The organism is Pseudomonas sp. PAGU 2196, from assembly GCF_022179005.1.
Classification (GTDB): Bacteria; Pseudomonadota; Gammaproteobacteria; order Pseudomonadales; family Pseudomonadaceae; genus Aquipseudomonas; species Aquipseudomonas kermanshahensis.
This window is the reverse complement of the sequence record NZ_BNTL01000008.1, coordinates 23,277-42,836: the sequence shown is the minus strand read 5'-3', so window position 1 is coordinate 42,836 and position 19,560 is coordinate 23,277. Positions and strand designations below refer to the sequence as shown.

20 protein-coding genes and 1 pseudogene are annotated in these 19,560 nt (G+C 62.1%); 13 read left to right on the top strand and 8 right to left on the bottom strand.

From position 1 onward, the window contains the following. Positions 1-251 precede the first annotated feature (251 nt). Entirely contained in the window at positions 252-1,172 is a 921-nt protein-coding gene (locus MFF34_RS07675; RefSeq protein WP_238211990.1) for a LysR family transcriptional regulator, read from the top strand. Positions 1,173-1,236: 64 nt separating this feature from the next. Here the strand turns inward: MFF34_RS07675 and MFF34_RS07670 are convergent, their stop codons facing one another. Both MFF34_RS07670 and MFF34_RS07665 read right to left on the bottom strand, forming a co-directional pair. Beyond that, positions 1,237-1,512, bottom strand: a complete 276-nt coding sequence (locus MFF34_RS07670; RefSeq protein ID WP_238211980.1) for a type II toxin-antitoxin system RelE/ParE family toxin — start codon at positions 1,510-1,512, stop codon at positions 1,237-1,239. Next, complete coding sequence (locus MFF34_RS07665) at positions 1,502-1,747, bottom strand: type II toxin-antitoxin system Phd/YefM family antitoxin (RefSeq protein WP_027593796.1); 246 nt, start codon at positions 1,745-1,747, stop codon at positions 1,502-1,504. Before MFF34_RS07665 ends, MFF34_RS07670 begins: the two co-directional genes overlap by 11 nt. A gap of 168 nt (positions 1,748-1,915) precedes the next feature. On the opposite strand from MFF34_RS07665, the gene MFF34_RS07660 reads away from it, so the two are divergent. Next, positions 1,916-2,458 carry a WYL domain-containing protein gene (locus tag MFF34_RS07660; RefSeq protein WP_085273290.1) on the top strand — a complete coding sequence of 181 codons (543 nt, stop codon included), beginning with the start codon at positions 1,916-1,918 and terminating at the stop codon, positions 2,456-2,458. A gap of 100 nt (positions 2,459-2,558) precedes the next feature. Here the strand turns inward: MFF34_RS07660 and MFF34_RS07655 are convergent, their stop codons facing one another. From MFF34_RS07655 to MFF34_RS07645, 3 genes are all read right to left on the bottom strand, one after another. Then, positions 2,559-3,047 carry a transposase gene (locus tag MFF34_RS07655; protein ID WP_238211978.1) on the bottom strand — a complete coding sequence of 163 codons (489 nt, stop codon included), beginning with the start codon at positions 3,045-3,047 and terminating at the stop codon, positions 2,559-2,561. Between the two features lie 223 nt (positions 3,048-3,270). Then, complete coding sequence (locus tag MFF34_RS07650; RefSeq protein ID WP_238211975.1) at positions 3,271-4,005, bottom strand: hypothetical protein; 735 nt, start codon at positions 4,003-4,005, stop codon at positions 3,271-3,273. Positions 4,006-4,177: 172 nt separating this feature from the next. Then, positions 4,178-6,604 (bottom strand): TonB-dependent receptor, encoded by a 2,427-nt coding sequence (locus tag MFF34_RS07645; RefSeq protein WP_238211973.1) that lies wholly within the window; start codon positions 6,602-6,604, stop codon positions 4,178-4,180. Between the two features lie 177 nt (positions 6,605-6,781). On the opposite strand from MFF34_RS07645, the gene MFF34_RS07640 reads away from it, so the two are divergent. Beyond that, a complete protein-coding gene (locus MFF34_RS07640; RefSeq protein ID WP_186703331.1) occupies positions 6,782-7,405 on the top strand; it encodes a glutathione S-transferase family protein in 624 nt (207 codons plus the stop codon). Between the two features lie 98 nt (positions 7,406-7,503). Beyond that, positions 7,504-7,905 (top strand): GFA family protein, encoded by a 402-nt coding sequence (locus MFF34_RS07635; RefSeq protein ID WP_238211972.1) that lies wholly within the window; start codon positions 7,504-7,506, stop codon positions 7,903-7,905. A gap of 17 nt (positions 7,906-7,922) precedes the next feature. On the opposite strand, the gene MFF34_RS07630 is transcribed toward MFF34_RS07635, so the two are convergent. Together MFF34_RS07630 and MFF34_RS07625 are read right to left on the bottom strand one after the other, a co-directional pair. Continuing rightward, on the bottom strand, positions 7,923-8,687 hold the full coding sequence (locus MFF34_RS07630) for a hypothetical protein (RefSeq protein WP_238211970.1): 765 nt from the start codon (positions 8,685-8,687) through the stop codon (positions 7,923-7,925). A 121-nt stretch (positions 8,688-8,808) separates the two neighbouring features. Then, entirely contained in the window at positions 8,809-9,693 is an 885-nt protein-coding gene (locus MFF34_RS07625) for a LysR family transcriptional regulator (RefSeq protein WP_186703333.1), read from the bottom strand. A 146-nt stretch (positions 9,694-9,839) separates the two neighbouring features. On the opposite strand from MFF34_RS07625, the gene MFF34_RS07620 reads away from it, so the two are divergent. Together MFF34_RS07620 and MFF34_RS07615 are read left to right on the top strand one after the other, a co-directional pair. Beyond that, positions 9,840-10,859 (top strand): alpha/beta hydrolase, encoded by a 1,020-nt coding sequence (locus MFF34_RS07620; RefSeq protein ID WP_238211968.1) that lies wholly within the window; start codon positions 9,840-9,842, stop codon positions 10,857-10,859. A gap of 82 nt (positions 10,860-10,941) precedes the next feature. Then, positions 10,942-11,058: pseudogene (locus tag MFF34_RS07615) on the top strand (quercetin 2,3-dioxygenase); the annotation flags it as partial. A 22-nt stretch (positions 11,059-11,080) separates the two neighbouring features. Here MFF34_RS07615 and MFF34_RS07610 read toward each other — a convergent pair. Continuing rightward, positions 11,081-11,374 (bottom strand): DUF1330 domain-containing protein, encoded by a 294-nt coding sequence (locus tag MFF34_RS07610; RefSeq protein ID WP_099429848.1) that lies wholly within the window; start codon positions 11,372-11,374, stop codon positions 11,081-11,083. Between the two features lie 78 nt (positions 11,375-11,452). Here MFF34_RS07610 and ribBA point away from each other — a divergent pair, with 78 nt between their 5' ends. From ribBA to MFF34_RS07575, 7 genes are all read left to right on the top strand, one after another. Continuing rightward, entirely contained in the window at positions 11,453-12,574 is a 1,122-nt protein-coding gene (ribBA, locus tag MFF34_RS07605; RefSeq protein ID WP_099429849.1) for a bifunctional 3,4-dihydroxy-2-butanone-4-phosphate synthase/GTP cyclohydrolase II, read from the top strand. 348 nt (positions 12,575-12,922) lie between these two features. Further along, positions 12,923-13,948: a polyamine ABC transporter substrate-binding protein gene (locus MFF34_RS07600; RefSeq protein ID WP_099429850.1), complete on the top strand. Its 1,026-nt coding sequence runs from the start codon at positions 12,923-12,925 to the stop codon at positions 13,946-13,948. After that, entirely contained in the window at positions 13,945-14,862 is a 918-nt protein-coding gene (locus tag MFF34_RS07595) for an ABC transporter permease (protein WP_033694105.1), read from the top strand. The genes MFF34_RS07600 and MFF34_RS07595 overlap by 4 nt, the downstream gene beginning before the upstream one ends. Positions 14,863-14,868: 6 nt before the next feature. Beyond that, the gene (locus MFF34_RS07590; protein ID WP_027593811.1) at positions 14,869-15,678 is read left to right on the top strand and encodes an ABC transporter permease; all 810 of its coding nucleotides are present in this window, start codon (positions 14,869-14,871) and stop codon (positions 15,676-15,678) included. Positions 15,679-15,697: 19 nt separating this feature from the next. Further along, the gene (locus MFF34_RS07585) at positions 15,698-16,846 is read left to right on the top strand and encodes an ABC transporter ATP-binding protein (protein ID WP_238211966.1); all 1,149 of its coding nucleotides are present in this window, start codon (positions 15,698-15,700) and stop codon (positions 16,844-16,846) included. Between the two features lie 163 nt (positions 16,847-17,009). After that, complete coding sequence (locus MFF34_RS07580) at positions 17,010-18,317, top strand: substrate-binding domain-containing protein (protein WP_238211964.1); 1,308 nt, start codon at positions 17,010-17,012, stop codon at positions 18,315-18,317. A 169-nt stretch (positions 18,318-18,486) separates the two neighbouring features. After that, a complete protein-coding gene (locus MFF34_RS07575) occupies positions 18,487-19,551 on the top strand; it encodes a TerC family protein (protein ID WP_238211961.1) in 1,065 nt (354 codons plus the stop codon). Positions 19,552-19,560: the final 9 nt, after the last annotated feature.

Genomic DNA, 19,560 nt, shown 5'->3' with positions numbered 1-19,560 from the left:
ACATCTGTTTCGGGCCAATTAATCCTGAGGTATGGGCGCGCGGCCCCTTTTGGCACCCACCTCAATACCTTTCGAACAAACAAGGCGGTCGCGCGCAAATGCCACAGGCCTCACTGGCCCGAGACAAACGTAGGAGATTCTATGGTGCGAGGGAAGCATCAAGGCAGGCGATTCATCGTCCCAGGGCTATGATTAGCCAATTTTCTATTTATTATTTGCACTATTAGCCCTGCTTATTATAGAGCCCGACCATGTCCGACCGCCTGCTCAACGACCGCCTCGACTGGAACCTGCTGCGCACTTTCCGGGTCATCGGCCAGGAGCTGTCCATCAGCCGCGCGGCCGCCCGCCTGCACCTTACCCAGCCGGCGGTGAGCCAGGCGCTCAAACGCCTCGAAGATCAGCTCGGCCGGCAACTCATCGCCCGCCGTGGGCCACGCTTTGTGCTGACTGAAATGGGCGAGCAGCTGTTTGTGCTGGCCGGCGAGGTGTATGGGCAAATGTCGCAGATCGGCGGCCTACTGGAACAACCGGCGGACGAACTGGTGGGCAAGGTGCGCTTGCTGATGATCAGCCGCATCGAAAGCGAGCAGTTCGACGATTTTCTTGCCCATTTTCACCGCCAGCACCCACGGGTAGAGCTGGAAATTGAAGTGATGCGCAGCTCCGACATTGTCGCCGCCTTGCAGGAGAAGACTGCCACGGCGGGCTTGAGCCTCAATCGACGGCCGCAACCGCGTTTGGAGCAGCGGCTGTTCCTGCGCCAGCGCTATGCGTTTTTCTGCGGCAAGCACCATGCCTTGTTCGGCCAGCTGGAGGGCGACCTGCAGCGTGAGAACTTCGTCAGTTTCACCAGCGACCAGATCGGCGGGATGCTCTCGCCGCTGACCATCTTCCGGGACCAACAAGGGTTCTCCGGGCGGATCGTGGCGTCCTCGCCCAGCCTTGAAGAGGTACGCCGGCTGGTGATCGCGGGCTTTGGCATCGGCTGCCTGCCGGAACACGTGGTGGCGGCGGATGTGGCGGCGGGGTTGTTATGGAAGCTGCCACCGCAGGAGGGGATTGCGGATGTGGATATCCACCTGCTGTGGAACAGGGAGCAACGGCTGAGCCGGGCCGAGCGAGTATTTATCGAGGCCCTGCAACAGTGCGGGGATAACAAAGAATCGTAGGACACAGTGAGGGGGAGTTCATCGCAACATCGCAAAAACGCTGCTTGTGAACGCCCCTCTAGCGCTATTTGGCTGACTGATAAACCGCGCTGCGTTCACGCTTGCCCACTGAAACTACCACAACAACGACCCGCTCATCTTCGACCCGGTAGACGAGGCGGTAGCCTGAAGCCTTGAACTTTATATTGTAGTGATTAGGCAGCTCCCGCAGAGCATCGGCCTGCACCCTCGGTGCCTGCAAACGTTCGCCGAGCTTCTTCTTGATCTGCTCACGCAACGTATGGCCCAGTTTGCCCCACTCCTTGAACGCTGAAGGGACGAGCTCAAGCTTATAAGTCATCCAAAGACACCGGTATACCTTGCTCACCAAGACGGGACTTGGCCAGCTCGCTTAGCTCGATGTCTTCCAGTTTTTCCATCATGGCTTCATACAGTTCGGCCGGCACCATGTAACCCATCACACGATTGTGATTCAGTACGGCAATGGGCATGCCTGCGGCGCCAGACATTACTGCAGTTGGGTTCTTTTTTAGCTCTGAAACGCTTACCGCTACGTCAGCGAAAATATTCTGCATGCTATCAGCCCTCAATTAAGACCGATATTTTGGTCAAATTTAAGAAGCATGGCAAGGGACGGCCCCGTAAAAGTTTGGATCCCATCCCCGGGCAGGGTATGCTTGCAGGATAGCCAAATGCCACCATCCGGGCGCACCCAGTGCCTGGCATTCACGGACGAGCCTCCTTTGCCCAGCCACCCTACCCGCCACACCATCGCCCGCCAATGGCAGCTGCTCAAGCTGCTGCCGGGGCGCCACCCAGGCATGAGCTCTACGCAGTTGCAGGCAGCACTGGCGAAGGTGGGCCACACCACCAGCAAGCGCACCGTGGAGCGCGACCTGGTGGAACTGTCGGCGTTGTTTCCGCTGCACTGCAACAGTAAAGGCATGCCTTATGGCTGGTACTGGCAACCTGGGCTGAGCCTGGACGAGGCGCAGCAACTGCAACCGGATGCCCTCGCACCGGTTCGCCAGATCGGGCTACGCGCGTGGGTCGATGACGCGCTCGCACGGCGCCTGGAACAGCAGCCACTGTCCACAGACATGCAGTTAGCACCTCAGCAAGACGGCGGCGCCGCGCTGGCCGCTACCGTCGACGACAGCCGTGCACTGATGGGCTGGTTACTGTCCCAGGCAGGGTCGATTCGTGTCCTAGCCCCCGCATCACTGCGCACCGCCCTGCTGGAGCAGCAGCGCCAGAGCCTGGCGCTGCACGAAGAATGCAGCTAAGCACGAGCGTGTAGGAGCAGCCTTGCGCTGCGAAGAGGCCAACGACAATACCGGGAATCTTCGGTGGTGCTACGGGCCTCTTCGCAGCACGAGGCTGCTCCTACAGTGAGTTAAGTGGGTTGGTCACGTCCGCAGTGAGCCACACTGCGTCCCAATGGGGATAGTCACCTATGTGTTCAACCAAACCCGCACGCAATGGGTTTGCAACGATGTACCTGGCTATCTTGCGCACGTCATCGTCCTTGCGTACGGCACGGTCTTGATAACCACGTTGCCAGACTTGGCCGCGACTTACCCCTGCTTTGCATAGTGCAGTGCCAGAACGCGACTTGAACTGCCGCATCAGGCTGCACAGTGTGTCGGTGTGAAGCTCAATCAGCCAATGTAAGTGGTCAGGCATCACCACCCAGGCAAGTGAATGGCAGGCATCTTCTCGTTCCGAATGGCGCATTTGCCCGATGACCAGGCGCGCAGCACGCAGGTTTGCAAACAGCGGCCTGCGCTGGTGAGTGACAGTGGTGAGCAGGTATAGCCTGCCGGGCTCCGAAAACCGTCCCCGCCGTAGTAGTTTTGCTTTGGCCCAATCCATGGTGTGCCCCTCGTTTAACGATCCTTGTCGTTACGAACAATAGGAGACACAGCAATTCAGCACTCGGTAGATCGTTACTGAATATCACAACCAAATACCGAATAGCGGTTGTGTAGGAGCAGCCTTGTGCTGCGAAGAGGCCCGCGACAACACTGTGAATCTTCGCTGGTGCTACGGGCCTCTTCGCAGCGCAAGGCTGCTCCTACAGTGAAAATCGACAGGTTCAGGACGGCAACACTGGCACGCGTCGGCGTGACAGGCAGGCATACGCCAACCCCAGCACGCTGAACCCCAACACCGCCAGCAGCACCATCAATTCGCGGCTGTAGCGCGCCACTTGCGCGGGGAAGCCGGTGAACTCGCGGTACACCTGCACATCGGCCACGCCGTCGGCATGACGGATGCTGACGCCGCCCTGGCGGATCTGCGAGTAGTCGGCATCGAAGTACACCCACACCTTGCACGCCCCACCCGGTTCGATGGAGGGTATTTCGACCAGGGGCGTGGCGGCTTCAACAATGGTGTCGTTGCCAGCCGCATCGCGCACCTGCACCAGGCCCTTGGCCGGAAGGCGAATCTTCACCAGGCGAACCGGCGCATTACCGGTGTTGCGCAGGTCGATGAGCAGACCGGTGCGGTGGTCGACCAGCCCCGCCTCGAACGGTTTGGCGAACAACTGGGCGTAAGGCGCCTGGGCCAGTTCGATCAACCTGTCGATCTGGTCCTGGTGCAACTGCCCTTCGCTGATGGTGTTGATACGGCCCTGCAACTGCTCGTACTTAAGTTGCTCGCTGGCCTTGGTGATGCGTTCGCTGAACTGGCTTGGGTAAGTGAGGTAGGCGTAGGTCAGGGAGGCCTCCAGGCGAGGGCTGCCTTTGATCACCACATAGGCCACTACCATGACCATCAGGCCAATCAGCAGGGCTACGAGGACTTTGCCGACTTTGTCCCAGCTCAACGCAAACTTCCTTCTGTCGTGATACTGACGGTTCAAGGCGCCCAAGGGTGCCAATTTCGTGGCGCCCAGGCAAGCATTCAACGCCCTGGGAGGCGAAAGCGACCACACCGGTACCCTGATAGCAGAGCATAGCCACCCTCAGCATCGACAGGTTGAAGTTCTGACCCTGGGCTCAGAAGCCCAGCGTCGCCGACAGTAGGTAGGTCCTTGGGGTAGACAGCGTCAGCCCTGGCTCACTGTCGTCCGATGCCCCTGCCGACGCCCAGTAGCGGTCGTCCAGCACGTTCTCGACACTGGCCCGCAGCGTGACCTGGGTCTCGTCTACCTTGAAGGCATAACGGGCACCCAAGTCGAAACGCTCCCAGCCGTCGATCTGCTTGCTGTTGTTCTGGTCCAGGTACTGCGAACTCGAGTGAATGCCCCGTGCGGTCAAGGTCAGCCCGTTTACCCTCGGCACATCCCATTCGGCCCCCACATTGACGTTGTACTCGGGCGTTGCCGGTGCGCGGTTGCCGTCGAAGGCGCCGCCGACGGTATCGGTCAGTTCGCTGTCGATGTACATCACCCCGCCCAGCAGGCGGACGCCCTCCAGCGGCTCGCCAAACACACTGAGTTCCACACCTCGGTTGTCGCGCTTGCCATTGGGCCCAAACACCCGCGTGGTGGCATTGGTTTCGTAGGCGGGCTGGCGTATGCGAAACACGCTGGCGGTGAAGCCGACCTTACCCAGGTCATACTTCGCCCCGACTTCCACCTGCCGGCTGGTGAAGGGCGGGAAGATCTGGTCTTCGTTGACCGACGTCGACGGCGCGATCTTGCCTTGGCTCAAACCTTCCATGTAGTTCGCGTACAGCGACAGCTGCTCGCTGACCTTCAGCAGAACGCCCGCCGATGGCGAAACCTTTTCTTCGTCGTAGGCCGTGTCGCCTTTGACGCCGTCGCTCCAGTCATCAACCTGCACCCGCTGCCAGCGGGCGCCCAAGGTCAGCAGCAGGCGGTCATCGAAAAAGCCAAGGGTATCGGCCAGGGCGACGCCGCTGAACCGGTTCTCGGTGTAAACCTTGGGGTCGAGCCGGGTCGGGGTGCCGGGTGTCGGCGTGGTCACCGGGTTGTAGAGGTTGCTGGGCGCGGAGGCATAGCGCGCGCCGCCGTTGGTGAAGTCCATGTAGAAGTACGTGGCGGCCAGGTTCAATTCGTGGCTGACCGGCCCGGTATGGAACCAGTTGCGCACACCGGCCGTGGCGGTACGCACGCTTTCATCGCGGGTGAAATCGCGCGGCTGAACAGTAAAGTCCCCGGCATCGTTGATGATCGAAACGTTGTGGCGCAAGAAGTCATGGTTGCTCTTGCGCGCGCCGACTGCGCCATAAGCCATCAGCGAGTCGCTGATGTCGTACTCGGCATTCACAGCACCGAAGGTGTCATCAGTGCGCGCCTTGCTCCAGGCCTGTGCGTAGTTGTGGTGTACATCATTGGCGCTCGGCACCTTGGCGTTGGCACCAACCAGCACACGCTCCTGGGGGGCATCGGTATCACGCTCGGTGTGGCCGATGTCGGTCGAAAGGCGCAGTCGCTCGCCACGAAAATCCAGGCCCAGCACCGCCATGTCACGTTCGACACGCTGATGTTCCCACTCGGTGTCGCCGGCCTGCTTGACGCCGTTGAAGCGGATACCGAACTGCCCGCCCTCGCCAAAACGGCGGCCGACATCCACCGCACCGCCGGCCTGGCTGCCCGAGGCATAACTGCCGGTGAACTCGGTAATGGGCGTATCACCTGCCCGCTTTGGCACCACATTGATACCGCCGCCCACGCTACCACGCGGCGAAATACCATTGAGCAACTGGCTCGGCCCCTTGATGATGTCGACCCGGTCGGCCATCTCCATGTCGATTGAGTAGGTCGGCAAGATGCCGAACAGGCCATTGTAGGAAACATCGCTGTTGAACAAGCTGAACCCGCGGATGGTGAACTGCTCGAAGCGCCCACCTGCCGGGTTGGTCGCACGCACCGAGGGGTCGCTGGCGATCAGGTCACCCAGGGTACGTGCCTGCTGGTTCTTCACCAGGTCGCTGGTATAGGTGGTCATGCTGAACGGGGTGTCCATGAAGTCGCGTGAGCCAAGCAGGCCTTGCGACCCTTGGCGGGCGACCTGGCCACCGGCATAAGGTGGCGCGTCGCTGGCACCCACATGGCCACCGACGATGCTGGTCGGGGCGATCTCCAGCGCATCCGACGCTTGCGCCACCGGCACCAGGGTAAACGCCCCATTACCCACTGGTTGCAGCTGCAGACCGCTGCCTTGAAGCAGCTGCATGAACCCCTCGTCAACGCTGTAACTGCCTGACAACCCCCTGCTCTGCCGGCCAGTGACCAGCGCCGGGTCGAGTGAAAGGCTGACCCCGGCGAGGTGAGCGAAACGGGTCAGCGCGGCGCCCAGGGTGCCGGCGGGCACGGTGTAAGTACGCCGCGCGAGGTCGTCGGCCCAGGCGGACGAAGACAACAGGTTGGCACTCAGGCTGATGGCAAACCCCAGGTACATCAACGGACGCGAACGAAGTGACGCCGCACGCGGGCGGCAAGGCAATACGACAGGCATTGAAACAGGCTCCCTTTATTCTCTACTACCGCTAATGACAGGCGGCCTGAAAAAAAGGGACAGCCTTGCAGCATTATTTTTTACGAACGAAAAACCCTGCCCACCGTCCACGGTTAATCCTTGACCGAGGTCATGCCGTGAAGGACGATCAGCCTTCCACAAGCAAGGACGAATACCATGTTACGGATATTGGGCAGAGCGTCTTCGATCAACGTGCGTAAAGTCCTCTGGGCCTGTGCCGAGTTTGATATCCCCTTCGAACGGGAAGACTGGGGCGCGGGCTTCACCGCCACCGACACCCCCGAATTCTTGGCACTTAACCCCAACGCCATGATCCCGGTCATCCAGGATGGCGACTTCACCCTGTGGGAATCCAACTCCATCATCCGTTACCTGGCGACGCGCTATGGCCACGCCTCGGTGTACCCGACCGAGGCAAAAGCACGGGCAGGTATCGATCAATGGATCGACTGGCAGGCTTCGGACCTCAACAGGTCCTGGAGCTACACCTTCATGTCGCTGGTCAGGCATTCACCCGCCCATCAGGACCCGCAGGCGCTGGCCGCCGGCCGTGCCGAATGGTCTCGCTACATGCAGATTCTCGATCGGCAACTCGCCGCAACCGGTGCGTATGTGGCCGGCGACATGTTCACCCTGGCTGACATCCCCATCGGCCTTTCGGTCAACCGGTGGTTCGAGACGCCTTTCGAGCATCCTCATTTGCCAGCCGTCAGGGCGTATTACGAACGCTTGAGCAAGCGCCGGGCATTTTGCCTGCATGGCAGAAACGGCACCCCCTGAGCGCACGGCTGCCACACTCGACCGCTGCGCCGCCCTGGCAGAACTGATCGAAAGGGCTGCGTGGCGGCCCACGTGCCCACCGCCCACGGACTACCCCCATGCCGCACACTTATCAAGGCAGCTGCCTTTGCGCCGCTGTCAGCTACCAGTTGCTGACAGCCCCCAAAGCGCTCACCCATTGCCATTGCAGCCAGTGCCGCAAAGGCCACGGGGCGGCGTTTGCAAGCTATGCCAGCGTACCCCGCAACGCACTCAAGGTACTGACCGGCGCAGACACGATCAGCACCTATCACTCCTCGCCTTCGGTACAACGCGAATTCTGCGCACGCTGTGGCTCGAACCTGTTCTGGTCACGCGCCGAGGGTGAATTCAGCGACTGGGTATCGGTGGCCCTGGCCACACTGGACACGCCCTTCACGCCACACAGCCAAAAGCACATTTACCTCGACGCCAAGGCGCCTTGGTACACCCCTGTCGAACCCAGTGCGCCTGGCGCCTAGGCGCCTTGCAGCACGCTCTAGCGTGGCTGCAACAGCTTCGCCAAGACGAACGTCACAACCACGGCCAGCAACACCGCAAGCGAAATCGACAGGACTGCGCCCCACTGCAATAGCGTACTTTGCAGAGCCAGGTAGAAGCCCACCACGCCCACCGCGCCAATGGCATTGCCACGCACGATCGCGCCCAACTCGTGGCGCCCGCCCTGGACGTGGGCAAATACTGCAAGCGGCCAGGCGATTACCGGGACCGGCGCCAGCATCCCACTGACCACCGGCCCGAGCATCGTTGCACTGGCCGTGATCACCAACAGCAACAAGGTGGCGGTCATCATGCGCATCGGGATGACCCAGCGCGGCATCGGCACGTAACGCGCTGAATGGGCCTGGGCAGGTTGCGAGGTAGCGACGACGATGGCGACGACCAGTAACAGCGTGGCAACGACAGACAGCGCCACCCAGCCCAGGTGGCTGGTCGCCAAGGCGGCCACAGCGAAGAACAGCAGCGCTACGCTGCAGCCGACAAACGCACTGACGCGCTGGGTCACCCAGTAGTAGAACAAACAGGTCGCTTGCACGGCGGCCACCCCCGCCAATGCACCAGGTACGGCCTGCGACGCGAACACCTCGCCCTGTTCAAGGCTGAGAAACAGCATCACCAGCGCCGAGGTGACAGGCAGCCCCGACAGCAGCCCGCCAATTTGCGTACCCCAACGTTTGCCCGCCAGCGAGATGGCCAGCATGAGGGTGGGTGTCATGAGTAGTTTGAGGTAGAAGGCAGTCATGCAGAGGTTCGGATCAGAAGGAAGGGATCAAGCCTTGCGCAGTCGCGCGCGGGTTGCTTGGCAGAGCCTCATGCTAGCCGAATTGCACTTCTGCCCACCAGCGGCGAACGCGCCGGCCCCGTCACAACTGCGCCAGCCGCTCCCGCAAGAACCCGACAAAGGTTTGCACCGCCCGCGCCACCTGGCGATGCTGCGGATACACCGCCGACAACTGCAACGCCGGCGGCGTCCAGTCTTCCAGCAACGTCACCAAGCGGCCATCCGTCAGTGCCTGGCCAACGATGAACGTGGGCAGGTACGTCACGCCCATCCCCGCTATCGCCGCATCCCTGAGCATTTCGCCATTGTTGGCGCGCATCCGCCCCGCCACCGCAATTGCCTGCGTCTTGCCGCCCTGTTTGAACTGCCACTGCACCTGCCGTGAATGCCCATAAGGCAGGCAGTCATGCCCGGCCAACTGCTCGGGGAATGCGGGCACCCCCTGCGCCTCAAGATAGGCCGGGCTTGCGCAGTACACCCGTTCAACACCGGCAATACGCCGCGCGATGAGGCTGGAGTCCTCCAGCGCGCCAATGCGCAAGGCCAGGTCATAGCCTTCGCCGATCAGGTCCACGGCCCGGTCGCTGAGGTCCACTTCTACATCCACCTGCGGGTGCAACTGCAGAAATTCGGTCAGCAGGCACCCCAGGTGGGCCATGGCGAACGACAGCGGCGCACTCAGGCGCAAGGTGCCACGCAGGGCCTGGGCCTGGCCACTGATGTCGTGCTCTACCTGCTGCACTTCGCCCAGCAAGCGCAACGCCGACTGGTAATAGTGCTGCCCCAGCGGAGTGGCATCCAGGCGCCGTGTCGAGCGGTTGAGCAGGCGCACGCCCAGGCGTTCTTCAAGTTGCATCAGGCGCCGGCTGACCGATTGCTTGGACATGCCCAGACGGTCCGCCGCAGCGGTGAAGCTACCGGCTTCCATGACCTGGGCGAAGATCCGCATGTCTTCGTAAGGGTTCATTGTCTCGTTCCTAGTGACAGTCAAACGCTTTATAGCCGCTTTTTCCCACGAAGGCATCTCCTTAATCTACTCGCAAGTCACTGCGATGGCCCTTAATGCCAGGCAATTCGCCCCTCTCAAACACTTGCATAGAAAAGGATTCGCACATGAACATTGTCCACAAGGCACTCACTACTAGCCTCCTTGCCCTCTCCGTTTCCACTGCGTTCGCAGCAGGCAGCCCAGGCGTCGAGCAGCACACCCAGGCCTTCCTCGAAGCCCTGGAAAAGGGTGGCGGCAAGCCCCTGGAACAGCTCGCGCCGAAGGACGCCCGTGCAGTGCTGACCGGTGCTCAATCGTCGGTCAAGGTTGACCTGTCCGGCATCGAAGTCAAAGCACACACGATCCAGGCCAACGGCGAGGCGATCACGCTGCAGGTTGTCCGCCCGGCCAATGTGAAGGGTGAGTTGCCGGTGTTCATGTTCTTCCACGGCGGCGGCTGGGTACTGGGCGATTTCCCAACTCACCAGCGGCTGATTCGCGACCTGGTGGTCGGTTCCGGCGCGGTAGCGGTGTACGTGGACTACACGCCTTCACCTGAAGCGCACTACCCCACTGCCATCAACCAGGCTTATGCCGCCACCCGCTGGGTGGCCGAGCATGGCAAAGCGATCGGCGTGGATGGCAAGCGCCTGGCCGTGGCCGGCAACAGCGTCGGCGGCAACATGGCCGCAGTGGTCGCGCTCAAGGCCAAGGAGGCCGGTACGCCTAAGCTGCGCTTCCAGTTGCTGCTGTGGCCGGTGACCGATGCCAGCTTCGAAACCGGCTCTTACAAGCAGTTCGCTGAGGGGCACTTCCTCACGACCGGCATGATGAAGTGGTTCTGGAATAGCTACACCACTGACGCCAAGGCACGTGAGCAAATCTACGCCTCGCCGCTGCGCGCCAGCAGCGATCAGCTCAAAGGCCTGCCGCCAGCGCTGGTGCAGACCGCAGAGTTCGATGTGTTGCGTGATGAGGGCGAGGCCTATGCACGCAAGCTGGATGCGGCGGGGGTGACGGTGACTGCGGTGCGGTACAACGGGATGATTCATGACTATGGGTTGCTGAACCCACTGAGCCAGGTGCCTGAAGTGAAAGCGGCGATGCGCCAGGCGGCTGGGGAGCTGAAGGTGCACCTTCAATAAATCCAGACACAAAGGCCCGCGCGATCGCGTCTTTGTGGTTGCGCGTGCCATTGCTACCTGTTCTTCCGAAACCCACTTACAACGAGAGGGCGATGGCGTTCGGGTGCGCCAGGAGCAGTTGCTGCAACTTGCCAATGGCCAGGATGCAGAAGTCCTGGTGTTCGACTTGCGCCCTCATGAGTTGCCAGGCATGCCGTAAACCGATGCCGGCCCTGACCACCTCAGGGCTCGAACCCTTCGACGATGATCACTTCAGCCTTCGCCACGCCTTGGCGGTGGCTGCAGGCCTCCTGATAAAGCGCGGACCGATAACAGGCCACCGCCTGCTCGTACGAGTCGAACTCGATCACCACGCTGCGCTGCGGCGTCGGCCGCCCTTCCATCGCCTCGCTTCGCCCGCCCCGCGCCAGAAACCGTCCACCGAACGCGGCAAAGGCAGCAGGCGCGCGCTGGGTGTATTGCTGGTATTGCTCGGGGTCGGTCACATCCACGTGGGCGATCCAATACGCTTTCATCCGCTGCTCTCCTGTTGCAAAAGTATTTGTGTATGATGGTATACCATAAAAATCACCCCACCACAGCGAGCGTGCAGTATGGCTTTCAACAGCATCGAAGAACTTCTCGAGGACTACCGGCAAGGCAAGATGGTCCTGCTGGTGGACGATGAGGACCGGGAAAACGAAGGCGACCTGCTGATCGCCGCCGAACGCTGTGACGCCCAGGCCATCAACTTCATGGCCCGCGAAGCGCGTGGCCTGATCTGCCTGACGCTGACCGACGATCATTGCCAGCGCCTGGGCCTGGAGCAGATGGTACCGGCCAACGGCAGCGTGTTCAGCACCGCCTTCACCGTGTCGATCGAGGCCGCCACTGGCGTCACTACCGGTATTTCCGCTGCCGATCGTGCGCGCACCGTGGCAGCGGCCATGGCGCCGAACGCGCGCCCGGAAGACCTGGTGCAGCCTGGGCATATCTTCCCCCTGCGCGCCCGCGAAGGCGGCGTGCTGACCCGCGCCGGCCACACCGAAGCGGGCTGCGACCTGGCGCGCCTGGCCGGTTTCACAGCCGCCTCGGTGATCGTCGAAGTGCTCAATGACGACGGCACCATGGCGCGCCGCCCGGACCTGGAAGTGTTTGCCGCCAGGCACGGCATCAAGATCGGAACCATTGCCGATTTGATCCACTACCGCCTGAGCACCGAGCAGACCATCAAGCGCATCGGCGAGCGCGAATTGCCCACCGTGCACGGCACCTTCCGCCTGGTCACCTATGAAGACCGCATCGAAGGTGGGGTGCACATGGCCATGGTCATGGGCGACATCCGCCGCGAGCAACCGACCCTGGTGCGCGTGCATGTGATCGACCCGCTGCGCGACCTGGTCGGCGCCGAATACGCCGGCCCGGCCAACTGGACGCTGTGGGCGGCGCTGCAGAAGGTCGCCGAAGAAGGCACCGGCGTGGTGGTGATCCTGGCCAACCATGAATCTTCGCAGGCGTTGCTCGAACGCGTTCCGCAGCTGACCCAGCCGGTGCGGCCTTACCAGCGCGGGCAGTCGAAGGTGTATTCGGAAGTCGGCACCGGTGCACAGATTTTGCAGGACCTGGGCGTAGGCAAGCTGCGCCACCTTGGCCCGCCGCTCAAGTATGCGGGGTTGGCAGGGTATGAGTTGGAGGTGGTGCAGAGCATACCGTTCGAGCCAGAGATGGCTGGCTGACACCGCTGCCGTAGCGCCCACGCCGTGTAGGAGCAGCCTTGTGCTGCGAAGAGGCCGGTACTTACCCAGAGAAAGGTCCTGTTTGCACCGGCCTCTTCACAGCACAAGGCTGCTCCTACAGCACGTGGAGGCGATGGTTGGAAAGGTTGGAGTGATGGCCGGTCGCCTCCGCCTCTTGCCAAAAGTTTGGAATACCATAATATGATATCCCGTAGACCTTGAATGTGCAGGCCGGCACCTACACTCACAATCGGCCACCGACACTTTGTTTTAGCTGCTCCCCGAATACTGTTGGCGGGCGCACCAAAAAGCCCCGCCTCGAATAACAAAAGCAACGAGGGCGTAACCATGCTGTTGAGCAAACGTGTAACCGCAGTGCTGTCCGCCAGCCTGCTGACCCTGGCGTGTCAGGCCACGCAGGCCGCTGACAGCCTGAACTTCGTCAGTTGGGGCGGTACCACCCAGGACGCCCAGAAAGAAGCATGGGCCGTACCCTTCTCCAAAGCGACCAACATCAAAGTCGTCCAAGACGGCCCTACCGACTACGGCAAGCTCAAGGCCATGGTCGAAAGCGGCAACGTGCAGTGGGACGTGGTCGACGTCGAAGCCGACTTCGCCCTGCGCGCCGCCAGTGAAGGCCTGCTCGAGCCGCTGGATTTCAACACCGTCAAAAAAGACCGCATCGACCCGCGCTTCGTGTCCGACCATGGCGTCGGCTCGTTCTTCTTCTCGTTCGTGCTCGGCTACAACGAAGGCAAGCTGGGTGCCAACAAGCCGGTAGACTGGACCTCGTTGTTCGACACCAAGACCTACCCCGGCAAGCGCGCCCTGTACAAATGGCCGAGCCCTGGCGTGCTGGAACTGGCGCTGCTGGCCGACGGCGTGCCCGCCGACAAGCTCTACCCGCTGGACCTGGACCGCGCTTTCAAAAAGCTCGACACCATCAAGAAAGATATCGTCTGGTGGGGTGGCGGCGCGCAGTCGCAGCAACTGCTGGCCTCTGGTGAAGCCTCGCTCGGCCAGTTCTGGAACGGCCGCGTGTATGCCTTGCAGCAAGACGGTGCACCGGTGGGCGTGAGCTGGAAGCAGAACCTGGTCATGGCCGACTTCCTGGTCATCCCCAAGGGCGCCAAGAACAAGGACGCGGCCATGAAGTTCCTGGCCAACGCCAGCAGCCCCGAAGGCCAAGCCGAGTTCGCCAACCTGACCGCTTACGCGCCGGTCAACCTGGACAGCGTGCCCAAGCTCAAAGCCGACCTGGCGCCTAATCTGCCGACCGCCTACGCCCAGGACCAGGTGACACTGGACTTTGCCTACTGGGCGAAAAACGGCCAGGCCATCGCCGCACGCTGGAATGAGTGGTTGGTCAAATGAAAGTCGCCATCAACGCCCTGCACAACGCGCAAGGTGCCCCCACGGGCGCCGGCGCCCCGGGAACGGCCCCCCGCCGTGTGAGCCTGGGCCAGCGCTGGAAAGGCAGCCGCAACCTGTTGCCTGCCCTGCTGTTCCTTGGCCTGTTCTTCTTCGCCCCGCTGATCGGCCTGTTGCTGCGCGGCGTGCTGGAGCCAGTGCCAGGCCTGGGTAACTACGAGCAATTGTTCGCCAACTCGGCTTATGCGCGGGTGCTGTTCAACACCTTCTCGGTGGCCGGTGTGGTGACCCTGATCAGCGTGCTGCTGGGCTTCCCGCTGGCCTGGGCGATCACCCTGGTACCCAACGGCTGGGGCCGCTGGTTGCTGAACATCGTGCTGCTGTCGATGTGGACCAGCCTGCTGGCGCGCACCTACTCGTGGCTGGTGCTGCTGCAAAGCTCGGGTGTGATCAACAAGGCGTTGATGGCCATGGGCATCATCGATACCCCGCTGGAGATGGTGCACAACCTCACCGGCGTGGTGATCGGCATGAGCTACATCATGATCCCGTTCATCGTGCTGCCGCTGCAGGCGACCATGCACGCCATCGACCCGATGGTGCTGCAAGCCGGGTCGATTTGCGGGGCCAGCCCGTGGACCAATTTCTGGAAGGTGTTCCTGCCGCTGTGCCGCTCGGGGCTGTTCTCGGGGGCGTTGATGGTGTTCGTCATGTCGCTCGGTTACTACGTTACGCCGGCCCTGCTCGGTGGTGCGCAGAACATGATGCTGCCCGAATTCATCATTCAACAGGTGCAGTCGTTCCTCAACTGGGGCCTGGCCAGCGCCGCCGCCGCACTGCTGGTGGTGATCACCCTGGTGCTCTTCTACCTGTACCTGAAGCTGCAGCCGGAATCCCCGGTCGGCAACGCGAGGTAATCCGCCATGCTCCTGTCACCCAATGCCATGGGCCGCCCGCTGCGTACGGGCCTGTACCTGACCACCGGGGTCATCGCGGCCTTCCTGCTGCTGCCGGTGGTGTTCATCGTGCTGCTGTCGTTCGGCTCTTCGCAGTGGCTGGTGTTCCCACCGCCGGGCTGGACCTTCAAGTGGTACGGCCAGTTCTTCTCCAACCCAGAGTGGATGGATGCCGCCCTGGCCAGCCTCAAGGTCGCCGTGCTGACCACTGTTGCCGCGGTACTGCTGGGCCTGCCGACGGCGTTTGCCCTGGTGCGCGGCCGCTTCCCCGGCCGTGAGATGCTCTACGGCCTGTTCACCATGCCGATGATCGTGCCGCTGGTGATCATCGCCGTCGCGGTGTATGCGCTGTTTCTCAAACTGGGCTACACCGGCACGCTGTTCGCGTTCGTGGTCAGCCACGTGATCGTCGCCCTGCCCTTCACCATTATCTCGATCATCAACTCGCTGAAGCTGTTCGACCAGTCGATCGAAGATGCCGCGGTCATCTGCGGCGCCTCGCGCCTGCAGGCGATCTTCAAGGTGACCTTCCCGGCCATTCGCCCGGGCATGATCGCCGGCGGCCTGTTCGCCTTCCTCGTCTCGTGGGATGAAGTGGTGCTCAGCGTGATGATGGCCAGCCCCGACCTGCAGACCCTGCCCGTGAAGATGTGGACCACCCTGCGCCAGGACCTGAGCCCGGTGATCGCCGTCGCCTCGACGCTGCTGATCGGCCTGTCCCTGCTTGTGATGGTCATTGCCGCCGCTTTGCGCCGGCGCACCGAAGTCAACGCCTGAGCGCCCGGAGAAAACAACAATGAGTGCAGTGATCAAAGACAACGCGCACAACAAGACCCTGGTCAGCCTGCGCGGCCTGAACAAGCATTACGGCGACTTCACCGCCGTGGACAACCTGAACCTCGAAATCCAGGACGGCGAGTTCCTCACCTTCCTCGGCTCCAGCGGTTCGGGCAAGTCCACCACCCTGTCGATGCTGGCCGGTTTCGAAACCCCCAGCAGCGGCGAGATTCTGGTCGAAGGCCAGTCGCTGGTGAACGTACCGCCGCACAAGCGTGATATCGGCATGGTGTTCCAGCGTTATTCGCTGTTCCCGCACCTGAACGTGCGCGACAACATCGCCTTCCCCCTGGCCATCCGCAAGCTCGGCGCCGCCGAGATCAACAAGCGGGTCGATGCCATGCTCAAGCTGGTGCAGCTGGAAAAGTTCGCTCACCGCAAGCCCTCGCAAATGTCGGGCGGCCAACAGCAACGGGTGGCGATCGCCCGTGCGCTGGTTTATGAGCCCCGCATCCTGCTGATGGACGAGCCGCTCGGCGCACTGGACAAAAAGCTGCGTGAAGACCTGCAGGACGAACTGCGCCAGTTGCACCGCCGCTTAGGCATCACCATCGTCTACGTCACCCACGACCAGGAAGAGGCCATGCGCCTGTCCCAGCGCATCGCCATCTTCAGCCATGGCAAGATCGTTGGGTTGGGCAGTGGTTATGACCTTTACCAGAACCCGCCGAATGCGTTCGTCGCCTCGTTCCTGGGCAACTCCAACTTCCTGCGGATCAAGGCCAGTAGCAATGGCGCGGGCAGTTTCGAAGGCCAGCCGGTGGCCATTCGCCTGACCTCCGGGTTGGCTGCCGAGCAGCAGGCACTGATCATGGTACGCCCGGAAAAAGCCCTGGCACTGACCGCTGCCCAGGCCGCCGCGCAACCCCTGCCAGCGGGCTGGAACGAGGTGCGGGCCAAGGTCGCCGAAGTGTTGTTCCTGGGTGAAAGCCAAACGTGCCATGTAGTCACTGCCGGCGGTACCGAAATGACCGTGAAGGCGCTGTCTGCGGCAGGCATGCCGATGCAGCCAGGGGATAGCGTGAACGTGCGCTGGGCCGTGGCCGATGCCTGCATCTATACCGAGTGGGCGGAGAGTGACCTGAGCAAGTCGGCAGGCGCACACTGATTTAGCAGCAACCTGTGGGAGCAACTGTCTTGTGGTGCTTGTACCGGCCTCTTCGCGGGCAAGCCAGCTCCCACAGGATTAACGCCCTCCCGACTGCCTGTCATATTTCTATCACGCCACCGTCGTAATCTGCCGGGCAACTCTGTGCCATAGGTTGCCCGGCATGCCCCGCCTGCTGCTCATTCTTCTTGCCCTGCTTCCGCTGTCGGCCCTGGCCGATTTTGCGCTTTTGCGCGTGCAGGGCTCCAACACCATCGGCGCGGCCCTGCTGCCGGCTTTGGTGCAAGGGCAATTGCGGGCTCAAGGTGCAACGGCGATTGAACAGGCCCCCGGCACACATACCAACGAAACCGTCATCACCGCCCGCGACGTTCGCGGGCAACCGCTGCGTATCGACATCGCCGCGCATGGTTCCAGCACCGGCTTTGCAGCGTTGGGCCGGGGCGAGGCCGACTTGGCTGCCGCCTCGCGGCCGATCAACGATACAGAAGTTGAGCAACTGCATGCCCTGGGTGACCTGCGTGCGGCCAGCGCCGAACAGGTCATCGGCCTCGATGGCGTGGCGGTGATCGTCCACCCCGACAACCCACTGCCGCAACTGACCACGCTGCAACTGGCGCAGATCTTCTCCGGGCAGATCCAGCGCTGGGACCAGGTGGGCATTGCGGGTGGGAAGATTCACCTTTATGCCCGCGACGACCGTTCCGGCACCTTCGAAACCTTCAAGGCACTGGTGCTCGACCCTAATCAAGGCGAGCTGTCTGCCAAGGCTCAGCGCTTTGAATCCAGCGACATGCTGGCCGAGCGCGTCACCGCCGACCGCCAGGCCATCGGTTTCAGCAGCCTGGCGGCAGTACACGGGGCCAAGGTGCTGGCCGTCGCCCAGGGCGATGCACCGGCCATGCTGCCGCAGCGCTCGCTGGTGGCCAGCGAGGACTACCCGCTGTCGCGGCGCCTGTATTTCTACCTGCCAGCCAACCCCAAACCTCAGGCCAAGGCTCTGGCCGACTTTGCCCAGAGCCCAGCCGGCCAGGCCATCGTCGCCCAATTGGGTTTCGTTTCGCAGCAGGTCAAGGCCCAACCGGTACCCCCACAGGCCGACATGCCGCCACGCTACCGCACACTGGCCCAGCAAGCGCAGCGGTTGAGCGTGAATTTTCGCTTTCAGGAGGGCAGCGCCAGCCTCGACAACAAAGCATTGCGCGATGTGCAGCGGGTAGCCGAGTACCTGCGCCAGGCCGGCAAGTTGCAGAGCAAGGCGGTGCTGGTGGGCTTTGGTGACCCCAAGGAGACACCCGGGCGCGCGGCGCTGCTTTCGCGCTTGCGGGCGTTGGCGGTTCGTCGCGAGCTGGCACGCGATGGCGTGGACGTGCTGGAAGTGACCGGCATGGGCGACGAACTGCCCGTGGCAGGGAACGACCAGGAGCAAGGCCGCTTGCGCAATCGGCGGGTAGAAGTGTGGGTGTATTAAGGCGTAACCCGCCGGGTGCCAGGCAAAGAAATGTAACAGGTCTGCATTCGGCATCCTCGGTAAACGGGACTAGGCTCAAGCCCATGTGATACCGGGCCCCTCTGACGGCTGCCAAGCCGCCATGTCGGATCACTGTTGCCTTGCAACGTCGACAATCAAGGAGGGGCTCATGACGGCTCTGCAGACATTCCTCACCACTCCGTTTCTCGGTACCAGCACGTGGTTGTGGCTGGTGTTCATCGCCATCGTCATCGGTTTGCTGGTACTCGACCTGGGCGTGCTGCACCGCCAGGACCGCGAGATCGAAATGCGCGAAAGCCTGCTGCTGTACTCGGGCTATTTCAGTGTCGGCGTGCTGTTCGGCGCCTGGGTCTGGTATGAGCTGGGCGCGCAGTCGGCGCTGGAGTTCTACACGGGGTTCCTGGTCGAGCAGTCGCTGTCGATGGACAACGTGTTCGTCATGGCGATGATCTTCGGCTTCTTCGCCATCCCCCGCCGCTATCAGCACCGCGTGCTGTTCTGGGGCATCCTGGGCGTGGTGTTCCTGCGGGCGATCATGATCGGCGTGGGTGCGACACTGGTGCAGAACTTCGAATGGGTACTGTACATCTTCGGCGCCTTCCTGCTGTTCACCGGGGTGAAGATGGCGCTGTCGAAGGAGGACAGCCATCCGGACCTGGCCAACAACCCAATCTTGAAATTCGTGCGCCGGCACATGCGGGTTACCGACCAGATCCACGGCTCGCACTTCTTCGTGCGCCAGACACCGCCAGGGCAAAGCAAGGCGCTGCGGTATGCCACCCCGCTGTTTCTGGCCCTGGTACTGATCGAACTGGCCGACCTGGTGTTTGCGGTCGACAGCGTGCCGGCGATCTTCGCCATTACCCAGGACCCGTTCATTGTCTATACCTCGAACATCTTTGCCATCCTCGGCTTGCGCTCGCTGTACTTCGCCTTGTCGGCGTTGATGCACCGGTTTATCTACCTCAAGTACGCGCTGGCGTTGGTGTTGATCTTCATTGGTTGCAAGATCTTCTACCACGGGATGGTCGGCAAGGTGCCAGCGTTGCTGTCGTTGGGGGTGACGTTTGGGTTGTTGCTGGGTGGGGTGGTGGTGTCGTTGGTCAAGACGCGGGGGGGTAAGGTAGCGGTGGATGAGGCCAGCATGGAGCCGCTTCCGGCGGGGAAAGCTGAGGGTGATAAAAAAGAGAAAGACCCGCAATTGCGGGTCTGACTAACGGGG

Excerpts from the sequence above, each read along its gene's own strand:
- MFF34_RS07630 (WP_238211970.1), bottom strand. The coding sequence starts at position 8,687 with ATGACTGCCTTCTACCTCAAACTACTCATGACACCCACCCTCATGCTG.
- ribBA (WP_099429849.1), top strand. The coding sequence starts at position 11,453 with ATGGCTTTCAACAGCATCGAAGAACTTCTCGAGGACTACCGGCAAGGC.
- MFF34_RS07575 (WP_238211961.1), top strand. The coding sequence starts at position 18,487 with ATGACGGCTCTGCAGACATTCCTCACCACTCCGTTTCTCGGTACCAGC.
- MFF34_RS07625 (WP_186703333.1), bottom strand. The coding sequence starts at position 9,693 with ATGAACCCTTACGAAGACATGCGGATCTTCGCCCAGGTCATGGAAGCC.
- MFF34_RS07640 (WP_186703331.1), top strand. The coding sequence starts at position 6,782 with ATGTTACGGATATTGGGCAGAGCGTCTTCGATCAACGTGCGTAAAGTC.
- MFF34_RS07600 (WP_099429850.1), top strand. The coding sequence starts at position 12,923 with ATGCTGTTGAGCAAACGTGTAACCGCAGTGCTGTCCGCCAGCCTGCTG.
- MFF34_RS07645 (WP_238211973.1), bottom strand. The coding sequence starts at position 6,604 with ATGCCTGTCGTATTGCCTTGCCGCCCGCGTGCGGCGTCACTTCGTTCG.
- MFF34_RS07620 (WP_238211968.1), top strand. The coding sequence starts at position 9,840 with ATGAACATTGTCCACAAGGCACTCACTACTAGCCTCCTTGCCCTCTCC.
- MFF34_RS07595 (WP_033694105.1), top strand. The coding sequence starts at position 13,945 with ATGAAAGTCGCCATCAACGCCCTGCACAACGCGCAAGGTGCCCCCACG.
- MFF34_RS07610 (WP_099429848.1), bottom strand. The coding sequence starts at position 11,374 with ATGAAAGCGTATTGGATCGCCCACGTGGATGTGACCGACCCCGAGCAA.
- MFF34_RS07590 (WP_027593811.1), top strand. The coding sequence starts at position 14,869 with ATGCTCCTGTCACCCAATGCCATGGGCCGCCCGCTGCGTACGGGCCTG.
- MFF34_RS07670 (WP_238211980.1), bottom strand. The coding sequence starts at position 1,512 with ATGACTTATAAGCTTGAGCTCGTCCCTTCAGCGTTCAAGGAGTGGGGC.
- MFF34_RS07675 (WP_238211990.1), top strand. The coding sequence starts at position 252 with ATGTCCGACCGCCTGCTCAACGACCGCCTCGACTGGAACCTGCTGCGC.
- MFF34_RS07655 (WP_238211978.1), bottom strand. The coding sequence starts at position 3,047 with ATGGATTGGGCCAAAGCAAAACTACTACGGCGGGGACGGTTTTCGGAG.
- MFF34_RS07635 (WP_238211972.1), top strand. The coding sequence starts at position 7,504 with ATGCCGCACACTTATCAAGGCAGCTGCCTTTGCGCCGCTGTCAGCTAC.
- MFF34_RS07665 (WP_027593796.1), bottom strand. The coding sequence starts at position 1,747 with ATGCAGAATATTTTCGCTGACGTAGCGGTAAGCGTTTCAGAGCTAAAA.
- MFF34_RS07585 (WP_238211966.1), top strand. The coding sequence starts at position 15,698 with ATGAGTGCAGTGATCAAAGACAACGCGCACAACAAGACCCTGGTCAGC.
- MFF34_RS07580 (WP_238211964.1), top strand. The coding sequence starts at position 17,010 with ATGCCCCGCCTGCTGCTCATTCTTCTTGCCCTGCTTCCGCTGTCGGCC.